This window comes from Streptomyces sp. NPDC059003, from assembly GCF_042740445.1.
Lineage (GTDB): Bacteria > Actinomycetota > Actinomycetes > Streptomycetales > Streptomycetaceae > Streptomyces.
In genome coordinates, this window is record NZ_JBHYJH010000163.1 from 1 (window position 1) to 20,244 (window position 20,244).

Annotated in this window: 15 protein-coding genes; 8 read left to right on the forward strand and 7 right to left on the reverse strand. The window is 73.6% G+C overall.

What is annotated here, in order from left to right; translation table 11 throughout:
* Window positions 1-112: 112 nt before the first annotated feature.
* From ACFWZ5_RS36740 to ACFWZ5_RS36750, 3 genes are read left to right on the forward strand one after another with little or no spacing between them, the layout of a single operon-like run.
* Complete coding sequence (locus tag ACFWZ5_RS36740) at window positions 113-1,060, forward strand: hypothetical protein (protein ID WP_384891861.1); 948 nt, start codon at window positions 113-115, stop codon at window positions 1,058-1,060.
* Window positions 1,061-1,081: 21 nt separating this feature from the next.
* Window positions 1,082-2,140: a caspase domain-containing protein gene (locus tag ACFWZ5_RS36745; RefSeq protein WP_384802105.1), complete on the forward strand. Its 1,059-nt coding sequence runs from the start codon at window positions 1,082-1,084 to the stop codon at window positions 2,138-2,140.
* Window positions 2,127-3,542, forward strand: a complete 1,416-nt coding sequence (locus tag ACFWZ5_RS36750) for a hypothetical protein (RefSeq protein ID WP_384802102.1) — start codon at window positions 2,127-2,129, stop codon at window positions 3,540-3,542. Before ACFWZ5_RS36745 ends, ACFWZ5_RS36750 begins: the two co-directional genes overlap by 14 nt.
* A 311-nt stretch (window positions 3,543-3,853) precedes the next feature.
* On the opposite strand, the gene ACFWZ5_RS36755 is transcribed toward ACFWZ5_RS36750, so the two are convergent.
* The 3 genes from ACFWZ5_RS36755 to ACFWZ5_RS36765 form a co-directional block, all read right to left on the reverse strand.
* Window positions 3,854-4,639, reverse strand: coding sequence for a BTAD domain-containing putative transcriptional regulator (locus ACFWZ5_RS36755; protein WP_384802099.1), 786 nt, complete (start codon window positions 4,637-4,639; stop codon window positions 3,854-3,856).
* Between the two features lie 146 nt (window positions 4,640-4,785).
* The gene (locus ACFWZ5_RS36760) at window positions 4,786-7,674 is read right to left on the reverse strand and encodes an AAA family ATPase (RefSeq protein ID WP_384891864.1); all 2,889 of its coding nucleotides are present in this window, start codon (window positions 7,672-7,674) and stop codon (window positions 4,786-4,788) included.
* Between the two features lie 534 nt (window positions 7,675-8,208).
* Window positions 8,209-9,069 (reverse strand): phosphotransferase family protein, encoded by an 861-nt coding sequence (locus tag ACFWZ5_RS36765; protein WP_384801977.1) that lies wholly within the window; start codon window positions 9,067-9,069, stop codon window positions 8,209-8,211.
* A gap of 77 nt (window positions 9,070-9,146) precedes the next feature.
* On the opposite strand from ACFWZ5_RS36765, the gene ACFWZ5_RS36770 reads away from it, so the two are divergent.
* Together ACFWZ5_RS36770 and ACFWZ5_RS36775 are read left to right on the forward strand one after the other, a co-directional pair.
* On the forward strand, window positions 9,147-12,350 hold the full coding sequence (locus ACFWZ5_RS36770) for an amidohydrolase family protein (RefSeq protein WP_384801980.1): 3,204 nt from the start codon (window positions 9,147-9,149) through the stop codon (window positions 12,348-12,350).
* A 186-nt stretch (window positions 12,351-12,536) separates the two neighbouring features.
* Entirely contained in the window at window positions 12,537-13,235 is a 699-nt protein-coding gene (locus ACFWZ5_RS36775) for a L,D-transpeptidase (RefSeq protein WP_384801983.1), read from the forward strand.
* Window positions 13,236-13,344: 109 nt separating this feature from the next.
* Here ACFWZ5_RS36775 and ACFWZ5_RS36780 read toward each other — a convergent pair whose 3' ends face one another.
* Window positions 13,345-14,433 carry an NADH:flavin oxidoreductase/NADH oxidase gene (locus ACFWZ5_RS36780; RefSeq protein WP_384801986.1) on the reverse strand — a complete coding sequence of 363 codons (1,089 nt, stop codon included), beginning with the start codon at window positions 14,431-14,433 and terminating at the stop codon, window positions 13,345-13,347.
* 99 nt (window positions 14,434-14,532) lie between these two features.
* Between ACFWZ5_RS36780 and ACFWZ5_RS36785 the strand changes: the two genes are divergently transcribed.
* Entirely contained in the window at window positions 14,533-14,868 is a 336-nt protein-coding gene (locus tag ACFWZ5_RS36785) for an ArsR/SmtB family transcription factor (protein WP_384801989.1), read from the forward strand.
* A gap of 35 nt (window positions 14,869-14,903) precedes the next feature.
* Here ACFWZ5_RS36785 and ACFWZ5_RS36790 read toward each other — a convergent pair whose 3' ends face one another.
* On the reverse strand, window positions 14,904-16,283 hold the full coding sequence (locus ACFWZ5_RS36790; RefSeq protein ID WP_384801992.1) for an FAD-dependent oxidoreductase: 1,380 nt from the start codon (window positions 16,281-16,283) through the stop codon (window positions 14,904-14,906).
* Between the two features lie 137 nt (window positions 16,284-16,420).
* On the opposite strand from ACFWZ5_RS36790, the gene ACFWZ5_RS36795 reads away from it, so the two are divergent.
* Window positions 16,421-16,975, forward strand: coding sequence for a DUF6214 family protein (locus tag ACFWZ5_RS36795; RefSeq protein ID WP_384801995.1), 555 nt, complete (start codon window positions 16,421-16,423; stop codon window positions 16,973-16,975).
* Window positions 16,976-17,016: 41 nt separating this feature from the next.
* On the opposite strand, the gene ACFWZ5_RS36800 is transcribed toward ACFWZ5_RS36795, so the two are convergent.
* Window positions 17,017-17,736, reverse strand: coding sequence for a DUF305 domain-containing protein (locus tag ACFWZ5_RS36800; RefSeq protein WP_384891867.1), 720 nt, complete (start codon window positions 17,734-17,736; stop codon window positions 17,017-17,019).
* A gap of 174 nt (window positions 17,737-17,910) precedes the next feature.
* Between ACFWZ5_RS36800 and ACFWZ5_RS36805 the strand changes: the two genes are divergently transcribed.
* Window positions 17,911-19,422 (forward strand): LVIVD repeat-containing protein, encoded by a 1,512-nt coding sequence (locus tag ACFWZ5_RS36805; RefSeq protein WP_384802001.1) that lies wholly within the window; start codon window positions 17,911-17,913, stop codon window positions 19,420-19,422.
* 45 nt (window positions 19,423-19,467) lie between these two features.
* On the opposite strand, the gene ACFWZ5_RS36810 is transcribed toward ACFWZ5_RS36805, so the two are convergent.
* Complete coding sequence (locus ACFWZ5_RS36810; protein ID WP_384802004.1) at window positions 19,468-20,085, reverse strand: TetR/AcrR family transcriptional regulator; 618 nt, start codon at window positions 20,083-20,085, stop codon at window positions 19,468-19,470.
* Between the last annotated feature and the right edge of the window lie 159 nt (window positions 20,086-20,244).

The following is a 20,244-nucleotide window of genomic DNA, read 5'->3' on the forward strand; positions in this document are numbered from 1 at the left end:
CGCCTAACTCGCCCACCCAAACCGGGTGATGGTGGGCTCGGTCCGGCGCTCGGCCTCCGCACCCCCCGCCGCGCGCACCAACGCGGGGGGGCGCGCGGCGGTCGCCACCCTCATGTCCCCTCAGACCGTCGCCGAGCTCGCGGCGGAGACCGAGGCCGCCGACAACCGCCGCGCCGTGGTGACGTCGGCGCTGCTCGTGCGCAAGACGGTCCGCGTCGTCAGCGCCGTCGTCGGCCGCTTCCGGACGCACACCGACCACGGCCTGTACCCGACCGTCGTCGAGGAACTGCTCAGGGAGTTCTACCTCGCCAACGTGGGCGCGGCCGTCTGGGACGCGATGAAGCGGCAGACCGCCGACACCTTCGCCCCCGACGCCTCCGCCGCACCCGACACCGCCGCCGCCCCTGCCTCCTCCGCCGCCTCCGGCGAGATCCGCGCCGGGCGCTACTTCCTCGACCGCTTCGGCCAGTTGCTCGCCACCGGCGCACGGCCCAAGGTCACCCTGGTCGGCCACAGTGCCGGCGCCGTCTTCATCGGCCACCTCCTGAACGACCTCGCCCGCAGGCGCGCCGACGCCGACGACCCGCTGCCCGGCGACTTCCGCGTCCGCGACGTGGTCCTGCTCGCGCCCGCGTGCACGGTCGGCCACCTCGCGTCGGTCGTCCGGCGCCAGGCCGAACTCTTCGACCGGCTGCGGATGTTCACCATGACCGACCGGGCCGAGCGCGCGGACCACCTGGTGCCGCTGCTGTACCCGAGGTCGCTCCTGTACTTCATCTCCGGCGTCCTGGAGCGCGGCCCCCAGGGGGCCCAGGGAGCCGGGGGAGCCAAGGGGCAGACCGCCGTCACCCCCATCGCGGGCATGCAGCGCTGGTTCCAGGCCGACGCGGGCGGCCCCGACGCGGAGCAGCTGCGCGCCTTCCTGCGGGCGGACGCCACCCGCACCGTGTGGTCGCCCGTGGACGGTGGCCCCGGACTCACCGCGGGCGCCCGCAAGCACATCACGTTCGACGACGACCCGGAGGTCCTGGCGAGCCTGGCCCGGATGCTCGCCGACTGACGGCACCAGGGGGGGAGAGGAATGAACGACCTGCACCACGCCGTGGTCGTCGGCATCAACCGGTATCCGGCGATCAGCGATCTGCAAGGGGCACGCGGCGACGCGGGCCGGTTCCGCGACTGGCTCGTGGACCCGGCGGGAGGCGGCGTACCGGAGGACAACGTCGCCCTCGTGACGGCCACCGAGCGGGACGAGCGCGAGGCCGACGTGATGACCGCGGTGCCGACCCGCGAGAACGTCAACCGCGCCCTGTACCAGGCCCACCGCGCCGTCAGGGAGGCCGTCGCGGCCGGCGGCACCTGGGCGGACACGCGCCTGTACCTGTTCCTCGCGGGCCACGGCATCGCCCCGTTCGGCGGCGACGCGGCGCTGCTCATGGCCAACGCCGCGATCGACCTGCTCGGCAACCACATCGCCGTACGCCCCTACCTGTCGTGGTACGAGTCGGCGTCGCCGTTCCACGAGATCGTGTTCTTCGCGGACTGCTGCCGCACCCGCTTCGGCGGGGTCACCGCCTTCGGGCCGCCGTTCACCGACACCACCGAGGCGCCGGACAAGGTCGAGTGCCTCGTCGGGTACGCCACGTCGCTCGGTGACCCGGCCTACGAACAGCAGGCGCCCGACCCCGACCGGGCCCGCGGGCACTTCACGACGGCCCTCCTGGAAGGCCTGCGCGGCGCGGGCGGCGGCACCGTCACCTCCGAGGGCAAGGTCACGTCGGACAGCCTCGCGGACTACGTGCGCCACCACGTGCTCGACCGCACGCACCAGTCACTCGTCCCGCAGGAGGCCCGCTTCCTCAGGGAGACCAGCACGCCGATCGTCTTCGCCGAAGGGCTCCAGGGCATCGGCTCGTACCCGGTGACGCTGCGCTTCCCCGACGGCTTCCGCGGCTGGGTGGAGCTGCGCGGCCGGGGCATCGACCCGCCGCGCAGGCTGTACGTCGACGACGGCAGGTACACCGAGCCGCTCGTGCCGGGCCTGTACAAGGTCGTCCCGGAGAGCGCGACCGCGCCGGACCTCAGGGACGGCGGATACTTCGAGGTAGTGACCGGGGGTGGCCACGGTGTCCAGTTCTGAGTCCAGTTCTGAGCGGTTCCGCACCCGGGCGGCGGCGCGCGCCGCCGCGCGCGAGCCGGGCGACGAGGTGCCGTTCGTCGTCATCCCGGACACCCCGTCCGTGCTGATCAGCGTCACCGACGAGGCGCTGCGCGAGGTGGCGCACGGCATGGGCACCATCGAGACCACGGTGCCCCCCGGCATCTACCGCATCGAGCAGCGCTTCGCGGGCGCGGTGGCCGGCCAGCTGGTCGAGGTCGGCACGGAGGCGTTCACCGAGCGCCTGCCGCTGCCCCGCGTCCCGGCCCCGGCGCCGGTCGAGCGGACCGCCACCGCGCGCGACGAGCACCGCGCCGCCGCGCTGCGCTGGAGCCGGGAGCCGACGCACCGGCGCGGCACCCCCAGCCTGATGGTGCTCCTGCGCAATCTGCGCCGGGGCTGGGACCTCGATCCGTACGCCCTGCAGATCACCGCGGAGAGCGGCGAGGCCGTGGACGGCGGCGAGACCGGCTGGCGCGTCGACGCGCAGCAGGGCTGGTCGGCGTGGAGCGGCCAACTGCCGCCCGGGGGCTACCGGTTGCGGCTGCGCGAGCCGACCGGCGAGGGGCTGCCGCTCGCCCAGGCGGTGTGGGTGTCCGAGGGCTGGAGCACCCTCGTCTTCGTCAGCAACGGTCCGCACGGCCCCCAGCCGCAGTACGCGTCGGTGGAGATGGCGCCGCTCGGCACCGGCTGGGCCCCCGTGGACGAGGAGCTCGGCCTCGCCCGCGAGGCGGCGCTCTCCGGTCTGCGGCAGGGCATCGACCTGATGTCGGACAAGCAGCTCTTCCCGATGCTGGACTCCGGCCGCGTCGACCCGTTCCTCGGCGTCGTCGGCGCGCACGCGATGCTGCTCGACCGCAATCCCGACCTGCGGCGCCTCGACGAGGTCGTACGGCGGCTCGCCCCGCACGTCCCCGGCCACCCGGACGTCGCCGCGCTGCGCACCCTCCTGGACGGGGAGCCCGCGCGGGTCACCTCCGCCCCCATGCTGGCCGCCTCCTGCCGGCTCCTGATCGAGGCCGACGCCGTCGACCCGGGAGTGATCGAGGACGGCTCCGTGGCGGAGAACGTCGCCGAGCACCTGGTGGGCCGGGGGGTCTGGACGACCTGGCTGGAGCAGGAGCGCTGGCCGGGCGCGGGCCGGGCGCGCGGCGGACCCGCGCCGTGGGGAGCCGACGACCGCGCGCACGGCGGCCGTCCGTTGGCCGCTGACGCGGTCAGCCGCGTCCAGGCGTACGTGCACGAGATCGCGAGCCTGGAGGAGAGGACCGTGCACGAGGTGCTGCGGGACGTCCCGCGCGACGAGCTGTGCCGCAGGACGGGCCTGCCGCACAAGCCGGTGGAGCGCGCGATCGAGGAGCTGCGGCGGCCCGGGGACGGGTGAGCGCCGCGCGGACCACGGGTCCGTCCGGTCCGTCGGGGGAGTCGGGGGCTGAACCACGCGGGGGGTGGCTCAGCCCTCGGCCGCTGTCTGCCTGTGGAAAGCCGCGACGCGCGGGCGAAAACCGCGGAAAACCGCGCAGGAACACCCCGTCCAGGGCATGAAAAGCCCCGTCCAGGGCATGAGCGGCGCCGTTTGGCGTCCGCGACGGCCGGCGCTCCGCTCAACCAGGGGAGTTCCCCCTACTCCCCGCATCCTGGACGGGGCACGTCCATCGTGACGCGGCGGCGTCACCGCAGCGTCACAAGGCCGCGTCAGACCAGTGCGTGCCGCAGCATCGCCGAGAACTGCCCGGACGGCTCGACCCCGAGCTCCCCGCGCAGCAGCCCCCGGAACGTCTCGAACTGCCGCACCGCCTCGGTGAGGTTGTGCTCCGCGAGGTGCACCGACACCACCGCGCGATGAGCGCTCTCGCGCAGCGGGTCGATGCGGGTGCTCTCCAGGGCGGCCTCGAGCGCGGGGCCGTACTGGTGGCGCGCGACGAGCCGGGCCGACAGCGCCTCCAGGGCGTGCAGCCGCAGCTGGTGCAGCCGCTCGCGCTCGAAGGACACCCAGTCCTGCTGCCAGCCGGGCAGCAACTCGCCCGCACAGAGCAGCACTTGATAGGGCCGCACGAGCCGCACCTGCGCCCCCGCGAGGACCTGGTGCGCCGCCGCCGTGAAGTCCTGGATGTCGACCCGCACCCGGCGACCGAGCGCGAGGGCCCCGCCGCCCACGTCCGCGAGGGCCGAACCCGCCCCGTTGAGCCGCCACATGGCGGTGCGCAGACTGGCCCTCGCCCGCGCCTCGGTCGCGTTCGGCCACAGCGTGCCCGCGAGCGCCGAGCGCGTGGCCGTCCCGTACAGGGCGAGGCGCGCGAGCACCTGCTGCCCGCTCGCGGGCACCTCCATGGCCTCTCCGCCACGGCCGCAGCAGCCGTCGCGGTCGTCCGGGGGTTCGCGCCCGGCGGGTGCCTCGCGGGTCAGCAGGAAGCCGCCGAGCAGCCGCAGGCGGAGCACGGGCCGCTCGTCGCCCGCCGCCGCGCGTGTGAAGGAAGTCATCGGGCCACCTCCAGAAGGTCCCCGCCGTGGCCGTGCCGTCCTGGCCGTGCGTCCGGCACGACGGTACGAGCAGCGGGACCCCGGCGCCTCCGGGACCGGGCCGGGGTTTACCCCGGTGTACGGGACCGGGCCCGCGGCCGTTCAGGTCACCCGGCCGACGGCGGGGGCGATGAGGCCTCCGGCGGCCCGAGTCGCCGTACGAGGCCGATGCGCGAGGTGATGCCGAGCTTCGCGTACGTGTGGCCCAGGTGGTACTCGATGGTCTTGACGCTCAGCGCGAGGGCGGTGGCGATCTGACGGTTCGTGAGCCCCTGGGCGGCGAGCTGTGCCACCGCGAGCTCCTGCGGGGTGAGCGCCCCCTCCAGCGGGTCGCCGGTGCCGTCGGGCGCCTGCTCCTCGGCGGGGCGGGGCGGCGAGGCACGCCCGCAGGCGTTGAGTTCGCGTTCGCACAGCGCCTGGTACGGCAGCGCGCCGAGGCGGGTCATCGTGGTGTGCGCGGCCTGGAGCTGGGCGATGGCGAGGGAGCGGCGGCCGATGCGGCGCAGGAACGAGCCGTGGTCGAGCGCCACCCGCGCCTGCCCGAACGGCAGCGGCACCTGCGCCGCGTGGTCCTGCGCCCGGGCGTAGGCGGCCTGCGCGCGCTGGGTGTCGCGGAGCGCCGCCGACAGGTTGCCGCGCACCCGCGCCGCGGCGGCGAGCACCGAGTGCCGCCCGCGGGCCCGCGCCCGCTCCTCGTACGGGCCGAGCAGGGCCTCCGCCTCGTCGAACTCGCCGACCTTGGTCAGCGCGTCGACGAGCAGCGGCTGCCAGTCTACGACGCCCGGTTCGTTGACGCCGTCCTGCTCGGCGAAGGCGAGCAGCGGCCGCAGCGCCTCGACGACGGCGTGCGGCTCGCCGCGCGCGTCCGCGAAGTGCCCTTGTGCGCACACCCCGTACGCGTACGCGAGGGGCGTCTCGTCGCCGCCCGGCACCTCGGCCGCGGTGCGCAGGTGCTCCGCGGCCCGGTCCCAGGCGCCGCGCGCGGCGAGGAGCTGCGCGGCGACGCCGTGCGTGACCGGCTTCAGCCACCACTGGTCGGCGTCGTCGGCGATCGACGCGGACGACTCGGCGTGGATCAGGGCCTCGTCCCACTCGCCGAGCCGGTGCAGGGTCTGCGCGAGTGCCGACGCCGAGAGGAGCCGCAGCGGCACCGTCGTCGTACGGCAGTTGGCGACCGCGCCGAGCAGGTCGTGGCGCGCGCCGTGCAGGTCGTCCGACCACAGGCGCAGCTCGCCGCGGGCGAGCAGCAGGTCGATGCTCTTCAGCGGCACGATCATGGGGTCGGGCAGGTCCGCGGCGAGCGCGATGCCCTCCTTGGCGCGCCCGCTGAGGCCGAGCGCGATGAGGTGGTTGAAGCGCAGCATGCGGCTCGGCCCCTGCGCCGTGGACAGGCGCTGCGCCCGCTCGGCCCACTGGGCGGCCACCGCCGCACGGCCGCACATCACGGCGGCGTAGCTCAACTGCTCGGCGGCGCGCGCCGCCAGGGACGGGTCGCGCTCGCGGTCGCACTGCTCCCACGCGTCGACGAGCAGCGTCCAGGCGGCCTGCGTGCGCCCCTGCACGCGCGCCACATAGCCGCGGATGTAGCCGCGCAGGGCCGGTGCCGCGCACTCGGGCAGGCCGGTGGCGAGCTCGGCGGCCTCCTGGACCCGGCCGTCGAGCAGTAGCGCCTCGACCGCCTCCACGGCGAGCCGGTCCCGCTCCAGGGAGCTCGTGGCGACGCGCGACGCGTGCCTCAGGTGCGTGCCCGCCACGGCCCACTGGCCGGTGGCCGCCTCACGGCGCGCGCACTCGGCGAGGGCCGCGGCGAGCTCCTCGTCGGGCCCGGTGGCGGCGAGCACCCGGTGGCGCAGCTTGCTGTACTCGTCGTCGACCAGGGCGGCTGCCCGGGTGTGCAGGGCGGCGCGCTGGGCGGGGCCGATGTCCTGGTAGACCGCCGCGTGCACGAGCGGGTGCGGGAAGGCGATCACGGGCGCCGACGAGCCGGCGGGCGACTCGCGCAGGAGGCCCGCCTTGACGGCCCGCTCCAGGGCGGGCAGCGGCTGTGCGACGCGGGCGAGGCGGGCCGCGGCGTGCGGGCGGCAGGACAGGCCGAGCACGCTGACCGCCTGCACGAGCCGCTGCGTCTGGGCCCCGCAGCCCGCGAGGCCCGCGAGCACCAGCATCGCGTACGACCGGGGCGCGGGCAGCGGCGTCGTGACGTCGAGCAGGACGTCGGGCGGCACCTGGTCGAGCAGGGCGCGGGCGTGCAGCGGGTTGCCGTGGGTGTGGCCGTGCAGGCGCAGGGACGCCGAGTGCGGGAGCCGGGCCACGCCGAGCCGGTCGCTGAGCGCGGCCAGTTCGTCGGGGCTGAGCCCGTCGAGCGCGAGGCGGCGGGTGCGCGGGTCGGTGAGCAGGCGGCGCAGGCCGTCGGGGAGCTCGGGGACGTGCGGGTCGCGCACCGCGACGATCGCGAGGACCCGGTCGTGCCGCAGCCGCCGCAGGGCGAGGGTCAGCGCGTTCAGGGACTCGGGGTCGGACCAGTGCGCGTCGTCGACGACGAGGACGACGGGCCCCTTGCTCTGCACCTCGCTGAGCAGGTCAAGGAGCCCGAACCCGGCGGCGAGCGGCGGCAGGTTCGCGTGCAGCGACTGCGGTACGCGGACGAGTCCCGCGAGGGTCTCCGGCACCGGCAGCGGGCTCTGCCCGACGAGCTGGGCGAGCACGCCGCAGGGCAGGGCGCTCTCGTTCTCCTCGCCGCTCGCGTGCAGCACGCACGGGTCGGGCAGCGAGTCGAGGAACCGGCGCACGAGCGCCGTCTTGCCGATGCCGCCGGGGCCTTCGAGCAGTACGAGGCGCGGGGTGCCCGCGCTCGCGTCGGTGAAGTCCTGGCGCAGCGCGGCGAGTTCGGGGCCGCGCCCGCAGAAGGCGTCGTCGGGCACGGGCGAGTGGTGGAGGTCGTGGCGTACGTCCTCGGGTGTCATCACCGCCCCCGGCGTCGGCCGTGCCGTGCGCATGGCCTCGACACCACGATGGTGGCCAACGGGTGTCGCGCACAAGGCGAATTCCGACTTCCGGCAGTCGACTTCCGGCAGGATCGTTCAGCCTTGTACGGGCCCCGGACCCTCCGGACCCGCACCCTCCTGCCCCACGGGCTCCGGTGACGGCGGTTCGAGGAGCGACAACAGCTCCAGCCACCCGTGGAACGGCCGCGGATCCCCGACGCTCTCGCACAGCACGTTCCCGCACACCCCGTCGTGCGACCGGTACACCTCGATGACGTAGCGCACAACGCCTCCCGGGGAGCGGCCCAGGGCGTGAGCCGTGACGCATGCCGAGACGCCCAGGGTAGGCGCCCCGCCCCCCTCACCGCGTCGGTACCACACCTAGGGAAGACCCTAGGGATCCCAAGCCCGTCCGGCGAGGATTCAGCCCGTCCGGCGTTTGAGGACGAGGCGCGAAGCGCCGATAAAGCGGGGGTCCCAGGGGGCGCAGCCCCCTGGTTCGGGAAGGGGTGGGCCTGGGGCGCCCCGCGAGGGCAACCGCCCCCGTCACAACCCCCACGCCCGCCCCAACTGCGCCCGCAACAGCGCCACAGGACTGTCATCAGTCCCGTACAGCCGCTCGGCAAGCCGCACCACGGTGTCGTAACGAGCAAGCCCCACCCCCCGCTCGTACACCCCCACCGGATAACCGGAAGCCGCCACCACCCGCCGACAGGCAGCCACCCCCACCGCAAGCACCACCCCCGCCACATCCTCCGCCGCATCCCCGACCACGGCATCCGCCCAGTCGAGCACCCCACTCACCCCACCCCCCGAACCGACAAGCAGATGCTCCCCCTTGAGGTCGTTGTGCAGCACGACGACCTCAGCAGGGGAGGGCACGGCATCCGCCGGACACCGCTCCATCAGCCCGCCGGGCACGAAACCGTCGGCGGCGAGCCGACGCACCGCGTCCTCGGCGGCCTTACGGAGCGGCTCGATCAACCGCGGCTCCTGAAGGGGCAGGTGGAGACCGGCCACCACCTCCGGCGAGAGCCCCCGCAGCCCCGCCAGAAGCCGGCCCAGATCCGCTTCCCCCTCGCCGGTCAGGTCCCGGCGCTCCGCGGAGACACCGGACAGACGGGTGTCGAGGGTGTACGTGAGCCCCGGCGCCCACACCCCGTGCGCGACGCTCACGGGCACGGGCACCCGCACGTGGTCGCGGACGGCGTCCCGCAGGGCGATCTCCCGCGCCTGCCGCACCGCCGCGTCCCGGTCGAGCGTGAGCCGCAGGACGTGCCGGTCGCCGACCCACCAAGTGGAGTGCTCACCACCCTCGTCGACGGGTTCGACGCGCACACCGCACTCCTGGGGCAGGACGGAGCGCAGGAGGTCACGGACCAGGGACGGTGTGGGCGCGTTCGACATGTGTTCGATCATGCCACCGTGACGCACGGTGAAGGCGGTGTTGCAGCGCGCCGCAGGGTGCGCGAGTGTGATGCGACATGGACCGTGACAGGAACTTCGCCTCCCTGCCTCACCCCCGACTTTCGCGCCGTCAACTCCTCGTCACAGCAAGCGCCGTGGGCGCCGTCGCGGCCACCGGCACCGTCCCGGCCGTGGCCCGCCCCCGCGCGGACGTCCCGCTGGAGTTCACGCGCGCCACCAACGGCTCGGCGACCCTCTCGCCCCGGGGCGACCGGCTCGTCGCCGAGGTGCAGAACGTGCTCTGGGCCACGGACCGCACCGGCGGCGAGGCCGTGCCGCTCACCCCGGTGGACCTCGAACCGAACCGTCCGGTGTACGCGCCCGACGGTGCCCTCATCGCGTTCGGCGCGTACCGCGGCGGCGGCTTCCACATCTGGACGATGCGCCCCGACGGATCGCGGCTGCGGCAGCGCACCGACGGCCCCTGGGACGACCGCGGCCCGGCCTGGTCGCCCGACGGCACCCGGCTCGCCTTCGCGTCCGAGCGCGGCGGCGACCCGGTGAAGGGCAGCCCGTACCGCATCCACGTCCTCGACCTGCGCACCGGCGCGCTGACCCGGGTCACCGGCGTCCCCGGCCAGGACGGGCCCGCGCAGGACGGGCCGTGGGAGGACTTCGACCCCACCTGGTCGCCGGACGGCGAGCGCATCCTCTTCGTCCGGGGCAGGGCCACGACCACGCCCACGGGCACCACCCTGGAGGCGCGGACCGTCGCCGCCGTCGACGCCCGGGGCACAGGCCCCGTCGTCGTCGAGCACACCGAGACCGAGAACGCCCAGGTCATGACCCCGGCCCTGGCGCCGGACGGCAAACGGCTCAGCTATCTGCGGACCACTGCGGCACCCAGCGGCTCCTGCACTCTCGTCGTCGACGGCAAGCCCGTCCCCGTGGCCGGGGACATCGCACCCGTGCCCCCGCGTTGGACCGCGGACGGCGAACTCCTGCTCACGGTCGACGGCAGCTTCACCCTCGTACGCCCCGACCGGCCCGGCACACCGCGGCCGCTGCCCTTCAGCGGCGAGCTGGCCGTGGACCGGCCGCGCTACCGCGTCAAGGAGTACGACCTCGGCGAGGGCCGCGTCCGGCCGGTGCGGGGCATCCATCTGCCCGCGCTCTCGCCCGACGGCCGGCACATCGCCTTCGCGGCCCTCAACTCGCTGTGGCTCGCGGGCACATCGGGCGGCAAGCCACCCGAGCGGCTGCGCGCGGCCGGGCAAACGCGCTATCTGCTCGGCCCGTCCTGGGCGCGCGACGGCCGGTCCCTGGTGTACGCAGACGACCGCGACGGACTGCTCGGCGTGTACCGGCGCGACCTCGCCACCGGCACCGAGACCGCCCTCGCCACGGGCGGCCGCGTGCACCCGGCGCTCTCGCCCGACGGGACGCGGCTGGCCTGCCTCGACCTGACCGGCAAGCTCGTCGTGCGCGACCTGACGTCGGGCGCCGAACGCGTCCTCGCGGACCCGCTCGGCGGCGGGGGCCTGCCCGGCCGCCCCAGCTGGTCGCCCGACGGCCGCCACGTCGCCTTCTGCGACCGCAACCGGCTCAACCTCCGCTTCCGCGAGGGCTACAACCTCATCCGGATCGTCGACACCACCACCGGCACCGCCCGCCTCCACGCGGTCGCGCCGCACGCCTCCATCGCCGACCGCTACGACTCCGGGCCCGTCTGGTCGCCCGACGGCCGCTGGCTCGCGGTGATCGTCGAATCGGCGCTCTGCCTGCTGCCCGTCGCCCCCGACGGCACCCCGCGCGGCAAGCTCCGCACCCTCACCACCGAACCCGCCGACCACCCCACCTGGTCGGGCGACGCGCGGACCCTGCTGTACCTGTCGGGCGCCAAGCTGCGCCTCATCGGCGTCGACGGCGGCCCCGCGCGCACCGTCCGCGTCCCCCTCGACCAGCGCAGACCCGCGCCCGCCGACACCGTCGTGCACGCCGGACAGCTCTGGGACGGCACGGGCGAGACGGCGCGGGACGACGTGGACATCGTCGTACGCCGCGGCCGGATCGAGTCCGTCGAGCCGCACCGCGCGGGCCGCCGCCCCGCGCTGCGGCGCGTCGACGCCTCCGACCGCACCGTCCTGCCGGGCCTGTGGGACACGCACACCCACCCCTGGCAGAGCACGTACGGCGGCCGCCAGACCGTCGGCCAGCTCACCTACGGCATCACCACCGCCGTCTCGCTCGGCGGCTTCGCCCACGAACAGGCCAGGATCCGCGAGGCGGTCGCCACCGGACAGCTCGCCGGGCCGCGCCTGTTCACCACCGGCGAACTCCTCGACGGCGGCCGCGTCGCCTACAGCATGGGCCGCGCCCACCGCACCCGCGCGGGCCTCAGGCGCTCCCTGGAGCGGGCGGCGCAGCTCGACTGGGACTTCGTCAAGACCTATGTGCGGGCGCCGGCCTGGGTGATGGAGGAGGCCGCGCGCTTCGCCCACGAGCGGCTCGGCGTGCGCACCGGCAGCCACTTCCTGTCGCCCGGCGTCCAGACGGGCCAGGACCTCACGACGCATCTCCAGGCCACCCAGCGCGCCGAGTTCGGGCACGCCATCACCGCGTCGGGCCGCGCCTACGACGACGTCACCGAGATCTACTCCGCGCCCGGCGCCCGCTTCGCCCTCATCGCCACGCCGTTCACCTCCGTGCCGCTCATCGGCGCGGACCCCGAGCTCGCCGACGACCCCCGCGTCACGGCCGTCATGCCGCCGTGGGACACCGAGACCGTGCGCAAGCAGGCCGCCACCCCGCCGACCCCGGCCCAGCTGGCCACGCTGCGCACCGAGACCGACATCTACCGCCGGGTCCTCGCCGCCGGGGGCCTGGTGACGCTCGGCACGGACCAGCCCCTCGTCCCGGTCGGCCTGTCCCTGCACATGGGCCTGCGTGCGCTGCACCGCGGCGGCCTGTCCCCGGCGGCGGCCCTGCGCACGGCGACGGCGTATCCGGCCCGCCTGTTCGGCGTGGAGCGGGACCTGGGGACGGTGCGCCCCGGCAGGCTCGCGGACCTGGTGGTCGTGGACGGCGACCCGTTCACGGACTTCGACACGCTGGTGCGGACCGTCGCGGTGCTGCGCGGCGGCACGCGGTACGAGACGAAGGAGCTGGTCGCGGCCTTCACCCCCGCCGCCAGGAAGGCGCCACGGGACCTCCAGGGCGTCGACTGGCTCACCGTGGGCCGTCTGATGCGCAAGGACGGCTGCTGTGACCCCGGGCACTGAGGACGCCCGGCGGTCGCGCCCCGGCGAAGGACCGGCCCGCCCGTATCGTCCCGCCCGCACCGGCCGCCTGTTACGAACCTGTGTCACTTCCCCCTACAACGAACTCCTGCCGTGCGCTGTCTACCAGGTCGAATTCACATCGACTTCACGAGACATCACATCGAGCCGCACAAGGAGCGCACAGCCGTGGGGGACATACGCAGACGAGGAGCCGTCGCACTGGGGATCACCGCACTGGTGGCCCCGCTCGCGGTGGCGATGGGGAGCGGCACCGCCCAGGCGGCGGCGTCGTGCAGCACCGAGACCGGGCCCTACCAGAAGCAGGTCGAGAAGTTCCTGGGCCGCCCGGTGGACGGCAGGCAGTCGGCCGCCGACTGCAAGGCCATCAAGGCCTTCCAGACGAAGCACCAGATCAGCCCCAACGCCGGGTACGCGGGCAAGGTCACCTGGGGCGTCATGGACCTCATGAACAAGCAGAAGGCCGTCGGCAACGACCCGAACAAGGCGGGCAAGTGCCCGACCAACAAGGGCCGCATCGCCTGCGTCGACCTGACGCTCCAGCTCAGCTGGATCCAGGACGGCAAGAACCTGAAGTACGGGCCGGTCCCGGTGCGCACCGGCCGCAAGGGCCATGCGACCCGCACCGGCCTGAAGAAGGTCTACTGGCGGGACATCGACCACGTGTCGAGCCTGTACCACGTGCCGATGCCGTACAGCCAGTTCTTCGACGGCGGCCAGGCCTTCCACTCGGTCGGCATCAGCGTGTGGGCCCCGCCCGGCTCGCACGGCTGCGTCAACATGACCAAGAAGGACGCGGTGAAGTACTGGGACATGCTGCGCAAGGGTGACGAGGTCTTCGTCTACGGCCGCAAGCCCGGCACCTGAGCCGTCCGGGCCCCTGGGCCCCGGCAGCACTGAGGGGAGGCGGCACGAGCCGCCTCCCCTTTCGCATGCCGTTGAGTATGCGTTGCGTGTGCCGCCGTGTGTGCCGCGCTCAGATCTCGCGCGAGCGCAGGTACTGGTTCGGTACGTGCACCTCGGCGCCGAGCTCGCGGGCCGCGAGGCGGGCGAAGGACGCGTTGCGCAGTAGCTCCCGGCCGATGAGGACGGCGTCGGCCTCGCCGTTGGTGAGGATCTTCTCGGCCTGCGCGGCCTCGGTGATCAGGCCGACGGCGCCGACCGGGAGGCCCACCTCGCGCTTCACCCGGGTGGCGAAGTGCACCTGGTAGTTGGGCCCGGTCGGGATGGACACGCCTGCCGCGTTGCCGCCGGTGGACACGTCGAGCAGGTCGATGCCGTGCTCCTTCAGGAGCGCGGCGAGGCGCACGGTGTCGTCCGGCGTCCAGCCGCCCTCCTCCAGCCAGTCGGTCGCGGAGATCCGGAAGAACACCGGCTTGTCCTCGGGCCAGACGGCCCGGACGGCGTCGACGACCTCGAGCGCGAACCGGACGCGGTTCTCGAACGAGCCGCCGTACGCGTCCGTGCGCTTGTTGGAGTGCGGCGAGAGGAACTCGCCGATCAGGTACCCGTGCGCACCGTGGATCTCGGCGATGTCGAACCCGGCGGCGAGGGCACGCCGTGCCCCGTCGGCGAACTCCCCGACCACCCCCTGGATCTGCTCGACCGTCAGCTCGGTCGGTACGGGGAAGGCGTCGTCGAACGCGACCGGGCTCGGCCCCACCGGCTGCCAGGCCTCCGGGTCGTCGGCCCCCAGCGGGCCGCGGACCTGCCACGGCACGCCCGTGGACGCCTTGCGGCCCGCGTGCGCCAGCTGGATGCCCGAGACGGTGCCCTGCGCCCTGAGGAAGTCGGTGATGCGGCGGAACGCCTCGACCTGTGTGTCGTTCCAGATGCCCAGGTCGCCGGGGGAGATGCGGCCCTCGGGGCTGACCGCGGTCGCCTCGGTGATGATCAGGCCCGTGCCGCCGGTGGCGCGGGCGCCGTAGTGGGCGAGGTGCCAGTCGTTCGGGACGCCCGCCAGCGGCCCGGAGGCCTCCGCCGAGTACTGGCACATCGCCGCCATCCACACCCGGTTCGGGATGGTCAGGGATCGCAGGGTGTAGGGCTCGAACAGCGCGCTCACGGCGGACTCCATTCGTCACGGCGGTGCGGGGTTTCGTCGTACGATAAGCCTCGTAGTACGCCATCTGTCAAACTACGAAGCGTCTCGTACAATGGAGCCATGACGACCGCCGTACCGAGCGCGCGCGTGCTGGAGCATCCGGAGCGCGCCGAGATCCGCCTCGAAGCCGTCCTGCACGCGCTCTCCGACCCCCTGCGGCTGCGGATCGTGTGTGAACTGGCCGCCGACGACGCCGAGCTGACCTGCTCCCAGTTCGTGGTGCCCGTGACCAAGTCCACGACCACGCACCACTTCCGCGTGCTCCGCGAGGCGGGCGTGATCCAGCAGATCTACCGCGGCACGGCGAAGCTCAACGCCCTGAGGCGCGCGGACCTGGAGGCCCGCTTCCCGGGCCTCCTGGACAGCATCCTCACCGCGGCCGAGCACCGGGAATAGCCTGTCCGGCGTTTGAGGACGAGGCCGAAGGCCGATTAACGCCGCGAAGGCCAGGGGCCAGCCGCGGCGGCGGCCCGTAGCCCCGACCAGTCGGGAATCTTCACCCGCCGCCGCCCGAGCGACCGCCCCAACTCCTCCTCGGCCCGCTCGATGGCAAGCCACCCGCCCCACCCCACCGGCTCCGCGCCGGCCGCGCGCATCGCGGCGAGCGGATCACCGGCCACCGCCCGCCGGGCGAGGACGTCGGCGTCATCCAGCAAGGACTGGGCCGTCTCCCTGGCACAGGGCCGATTCGTGCCGATCACGCCCGTGGGCCCCCGCTTGATCCACCCCGCCACGTACTCACCGGGCGCCACCGCCCCGTCCCGCAGCACCCGCCCTGCCGCGTGCGGCACCGTCCCGCTGCCCGCGTCGAACGGCAGCCCTTCGATCGGCACCCCGCGATAGCCGACGGAACGGAGCACCAGCTGCGCCGGGATGTCCTCATAGCGCCCGGTGCCCGTCACCCCGCCGCGCCCGTCCGGCAGCGTCCGCTCGAACCGCACGCCGCCCACGCGGCCCCCGGCCTCCGTGATCCCGACGGGCCGCAGGAAGAACCTGAGCCGGATCCGGCGCGCGCTCCCGGACCCCGAGGCCCGCCCGGCCCAGCCGCGCAGCGCCTCCACATTGCGCCGGTTGGCCGCGGGCAGCCCCGACGGATCGGCGTACGCGGGGTCGAGGGCGAGCTCGGCGGGGTCCACGACGACGTCGGTGTCCGGGAGCGAGCCGAGCTCCCGCAGCTCCTTGGTGGTGAACCGCGCCTGCGAGGGCCCGCGCCGCCCCACCATGTGCACCTCGCGCACCCGGCTCGCGGCGAGCACGCCGAGCGCCTCGTGCGGCATGTCGGTCGGCAGCAGTTCGGTGGCGCCGCGCGCCAGCATCCGCGCGACGTCCACCGCGACGTTGCCGACGCCGATCACGACGGCCGACTCGACGCCGTGCACGAAGCGGTCGGGCGGGCCGAACCCGTTGCCCGCCACGTCCGGGTGGGCGCTGTACCAGGACACGAACTCGGTCGCCGACCAGCTGCCGGGCAGATCCTCGCCCGGCACGCCGAGCCTGCGGTCGGTGGCGGCGCCCACGCAGTAGACGACCGCGTGGTACCAGTCGAGCAGCTGGGCGGGCGACACCGCGCCGGGCCCGATCTCCACGCCGCCGACGAACCGCACGCGCTCGTGCTCGAGGACCGTGCGCAGATTGTTCTGCAGGGACTTGATCTTCTCGTGGTCGGGCGCCACGCCGTAGCGCACCAGGCCGTACGGGCACGGAAGGCGGTCGAGCACGTCGACCCGCACGTCCGGAACCCGGTCCTGCTGGACCAGGCTCTGCGCGGTGTAGACCCCGCTCGGACCCGACCCCACGACGGCGACCTGCACGGTGGCGCTCCTTCCGCGAGCTGTCCCCGGGACCCCTGACGCCTGCCTGGCCCCAGCATCGCACCCCTGTGCGTGAAGGGGGAGATGCGCCGCGTGCCGTTCCGGGCGGAATGTGACAGTACGGCTACCGTGCGACTGTGCAGGAAAGCTCATTTTTTGACGAGAGTGATCATTACCGCCCGGAGCACAGCGGGCCCGCCCCGCACGCATGGGAGGCCGGGCCCGCGGCCGCGGCGCCCGAGGCGGCCGTCGAGCACGGCCACGACGACTCCCCGCCCCTGTTCCATGTGCGGCTCGCCCTGGAGGGCACGCACGTCGACGTCCTCGCCGCGGTCTGCGAAGGCGGCCTCGCCATCGAGGACCTGCGGGCCGAGCCCCCGCTGCCGCTGGCCGACCTCGTCGCCCTCGCGGGCCGGATCGAGCGTCCTCTGGCGGACGTCTGCCGCGGCGTCGTCCAGCAGTACGACGCTCCGTGCCGGAGCGGGTACGCCGACGACGCGGGCATGGCGTTCGGGGCCCGTCCTTCGGGGCGGCAGGTGGCCGCCGAGGCGTACCGCGAGGCGCGGGAGGAGGGCCGGGACCCGGTGCTCGCCGTGATGGGTGCGACGGGGCACAGCCGCCGCAAGGCGCTGCGCCTCATCGCCGGGGCGCGGGACGACGGGTATCTGGCGCCGCGCCACCGCCGGCGCTGAGCACCAGTGGCAGTCGGCCCCCACCACGGGCGAACGGGGCGTCAGCTCATCCCGCGCATCCGGTTGATCTCGGCGGTCTGCTGGGCGACCACGTCGTTGGCCATCTCCTCGACCAGCAGGTTGTTGCCCTCGGACAGGGCGTCGGTCGCCATGGTGACCGCGCCCGAGTGGTGCGTGATCATCAGCTTGAGGAAGAGCTCGTCGAACGCCTTGCCCTTGGCGGCGCGCAGCTGCTTGAGCTGGGCGGCCGTGGCCATGCCCGGCATCCCCGCGTGATCGTGGTGACCGCCGTGCCCCGGCTGCCCCGTCGCCGCGCCCTTCCCGCCCTTGCCGCCCTTCTTGCCGTAGGTCTTCAGCCACCGTTCCATGGCGCCGATCTCCGGCTTCTGGGCGGCGGTGATGCGGTCGGCGAGGCGCTTCACCTTGGGGGACTTGGCCCGCTTCGGGACGAGTCGCGTCATCTCCAGGGCCTGGGCGTGGTGCGGGATCATCTTCTCGACGTACGCGAAATCGGCCGAGTTCGGGCTGTCGTCGTCGGTTCTCTTCTTGGCGGCCTCGTCGGCGGAGAGCGTCGCCGCGCTCTCGCCGGGCTTTCCGGGCGCAATCACCGAAGGCCCCGACGACGACGGGGACTTGGCGTCGTCCTTGCCCGACGCGGAGTCGCAGGCGCCGAGCGCGAGGGCGGCGGCGGTCAGGAGCGCGGTCGCGGCCCCGGCGCGGACAACGGACGCACGGGCGGCGGGCGTACGGCGATGGGGCACGGCAACCTCCGGGGACGCGCGGGGCAGTTGGGTCCGTCCTAGCACGCGCATGAGCATCAGTGATCGGAAATGTTCATTACAAGGGTGTTGCCGTCTTTTGATTTGTACATGAGGAGCACGATACTGCGGGTGTCCGTGCACCGTTCGCCCCGAACGGCCTCAAGGGAGGACGCAGTGACCCTGTTGAACGAACCCCGAACGCGGCGCAGACGCCTGGGAGTTGCCGCGGCGGCGGTCGGCCTCGTGGCCGCCCTGTTCACCGCGGCGCCCGCCGGTGCGACCCCCGACCCCGGGGACACGCCTCGGCCGCCCAAGAAGGTGTCCAAGAGCGACGCGGCCGACACCAGGAAGGCGATCGACGACGGCAAGATCCCCGCGCCGGACGAGATAGTCCACTCCGACAACATCGAACACCTCGCCAACATCCCCAAGGACGCGCTGCCCGGCACCAACTCGGACCTCGCCTTCCAGGGGAAGTACGCCTTCGCCGGGAACTACGACGGCTTCCGCATCTTCGACATCAGCAACCCGAAGAAGCCGGAGACCGTCGCGCAGGTCCTCTGCCCGGGATCGCAGAACGACGTCTCGGTCTCCGGCAACCTGCTGTTCCTTTCGACCGACTCCTCGCGCAGCGACAGCTCCTGCGCGAGCACCACGCAGCCCGCCACGGAGAAGTCGTCCTGGGAGGGCATGAAGGTCTTCGACATCAGCGACAAGCGCAACCCGCGCTATGTCGCCGCCGTCGAGACCGCGTGCGGCTCGCACACCCACACGCTGGTCCCGGACCGCCGCAACGTCTACGTGTACGTCTCCTCGTACGCCCCGAGCGCGGCGTTCCCCGACTGCCAGCCGCCGCACGACGGCATCTCCGTCATCAAGGTGCCGCGCAAGGCCCCGCAGAAGGCGGCGGTCGTCGGCTTCCCCGTGCTGTTCCCGGGCGAGGGCCCCGACGGCGGCGGCAACCCCGGGTCGCCCACCAACCCGGGCGTCTCCAAGACCACCGGCTGCCACGACATCACCGTCCTGCCCTCCAAGGACCTCGCGGCGGGCGCCTGCATGGGTGACGGCATCCTGTTCTCCATCAAGGACCCCGAACACCCGAAGGTCATCGACCGCGTCCAGGACAACGTGAACTTCGCGTTCTGGCACTCGGCGACCTTCAACCAGCGCGCCGACAAGGTGGTGTTCACCGACGAGCTGGGCGGTGGCGGCGGCGCCACCTGCAACGCCGAGATCGGCCCGAACCGCGGCGCCGACGGCATCTACGAGATCAAGGGCTGGGGCGACAAGCGCAAGCTGGTCTTCAAGAGCTACTTCAAGATCCCGCGCCACCAGGCCGACACCGAGAACTGCGTGGCCCACAACGGCTCCCTGATCCCCGTCAAGGGCAAGGACCTGATGGTCCAGGCCTGGTACCAGGGCGGCGTGTCCGTATGGGACTTCACCGACTCCGCCAAGCCCCGGGAGATCGCCTACTTCGAGCGCGGCCCGCTCTCCGCGGACCAGCTCGTCGGCGGCGGCGCGTGGTCGGCGTACTACTACAACGGCCACATCTACTCGAACGACATGGTCAAGGGCTTCGACGTCCTGAAGCTCAACGACAAGCGCACGGACCCGGCCAAGCGGGTGCACCTGCGCGAGCTCAACGTCCAGACGCAGCCGGAGTACTTCGGATGGCACCACTGATCCGCTGATCCGCGTGGCTGCCGCACGGCCGTCTGTTCAGCCCCGCTAGAACGTCCCGTCGGGCGGCTCGTCGCCCGGCGGGACGCCGAGCTTCCAGTCCAGGTCGTAGCGCTGGAACAGCTCGGCCCGCAGCACCTCGAACGGCATCGGCGCGCCGGGTATGAGCAGCGCGAACACGGCGCCCATCAGCAGGGCGCGCAGCATGCGGTAGTCCGTCTCCGCGTCCGGCGAGCCGTGCCGGTCCACGGTCTCGCGCAGCAGGGCCGCGAGCCGCTGCTGCTCCGGGCACTGCACGAACCCCTCGGCCTGCAGGATGCCCGCCATGTGCGTCCGCATGAGGACCGGCCGGTCCCGCGCGAGGCCCAGGATCGCGTCGACGGCGCGCGCGAGGAGCTCGTCGCCGTCCTCCGTGCGCGGCTCGCGCTCCAGTGCTTCCTGCAGCGTCAGATGCATCAGACGGTGCACGGCCGACTGGAGGAGCTGGCGCTTGCCGGGGAAGTAGTACGACACCAGTCCGCGGGCGGAACCGGCGCGGTCGGCGATGTCCGCCAGTGTCGTCGCCTCGTAGCCGCGCTCGTCCACCAGGTCCACCGTCGCCCGCAGAAGCCGCTCCCGGGAACGTCGGCGCAACTCTTCATTGACCGATGGGCTACGCGGGGACATCCTGTAACTCCTGCGTTGACTGGCTCACAGCCAATATACTCAGGGCAGCCCGGCCCTGGCCGACATGGGCCGGTGCGGCCTGGGGCAGGCAACACCGCGGGGGAGTGTTGCCTGCCCACGGGTCCGTGGATCCTGCCGCCACATCGTTCTCCTCGCCGA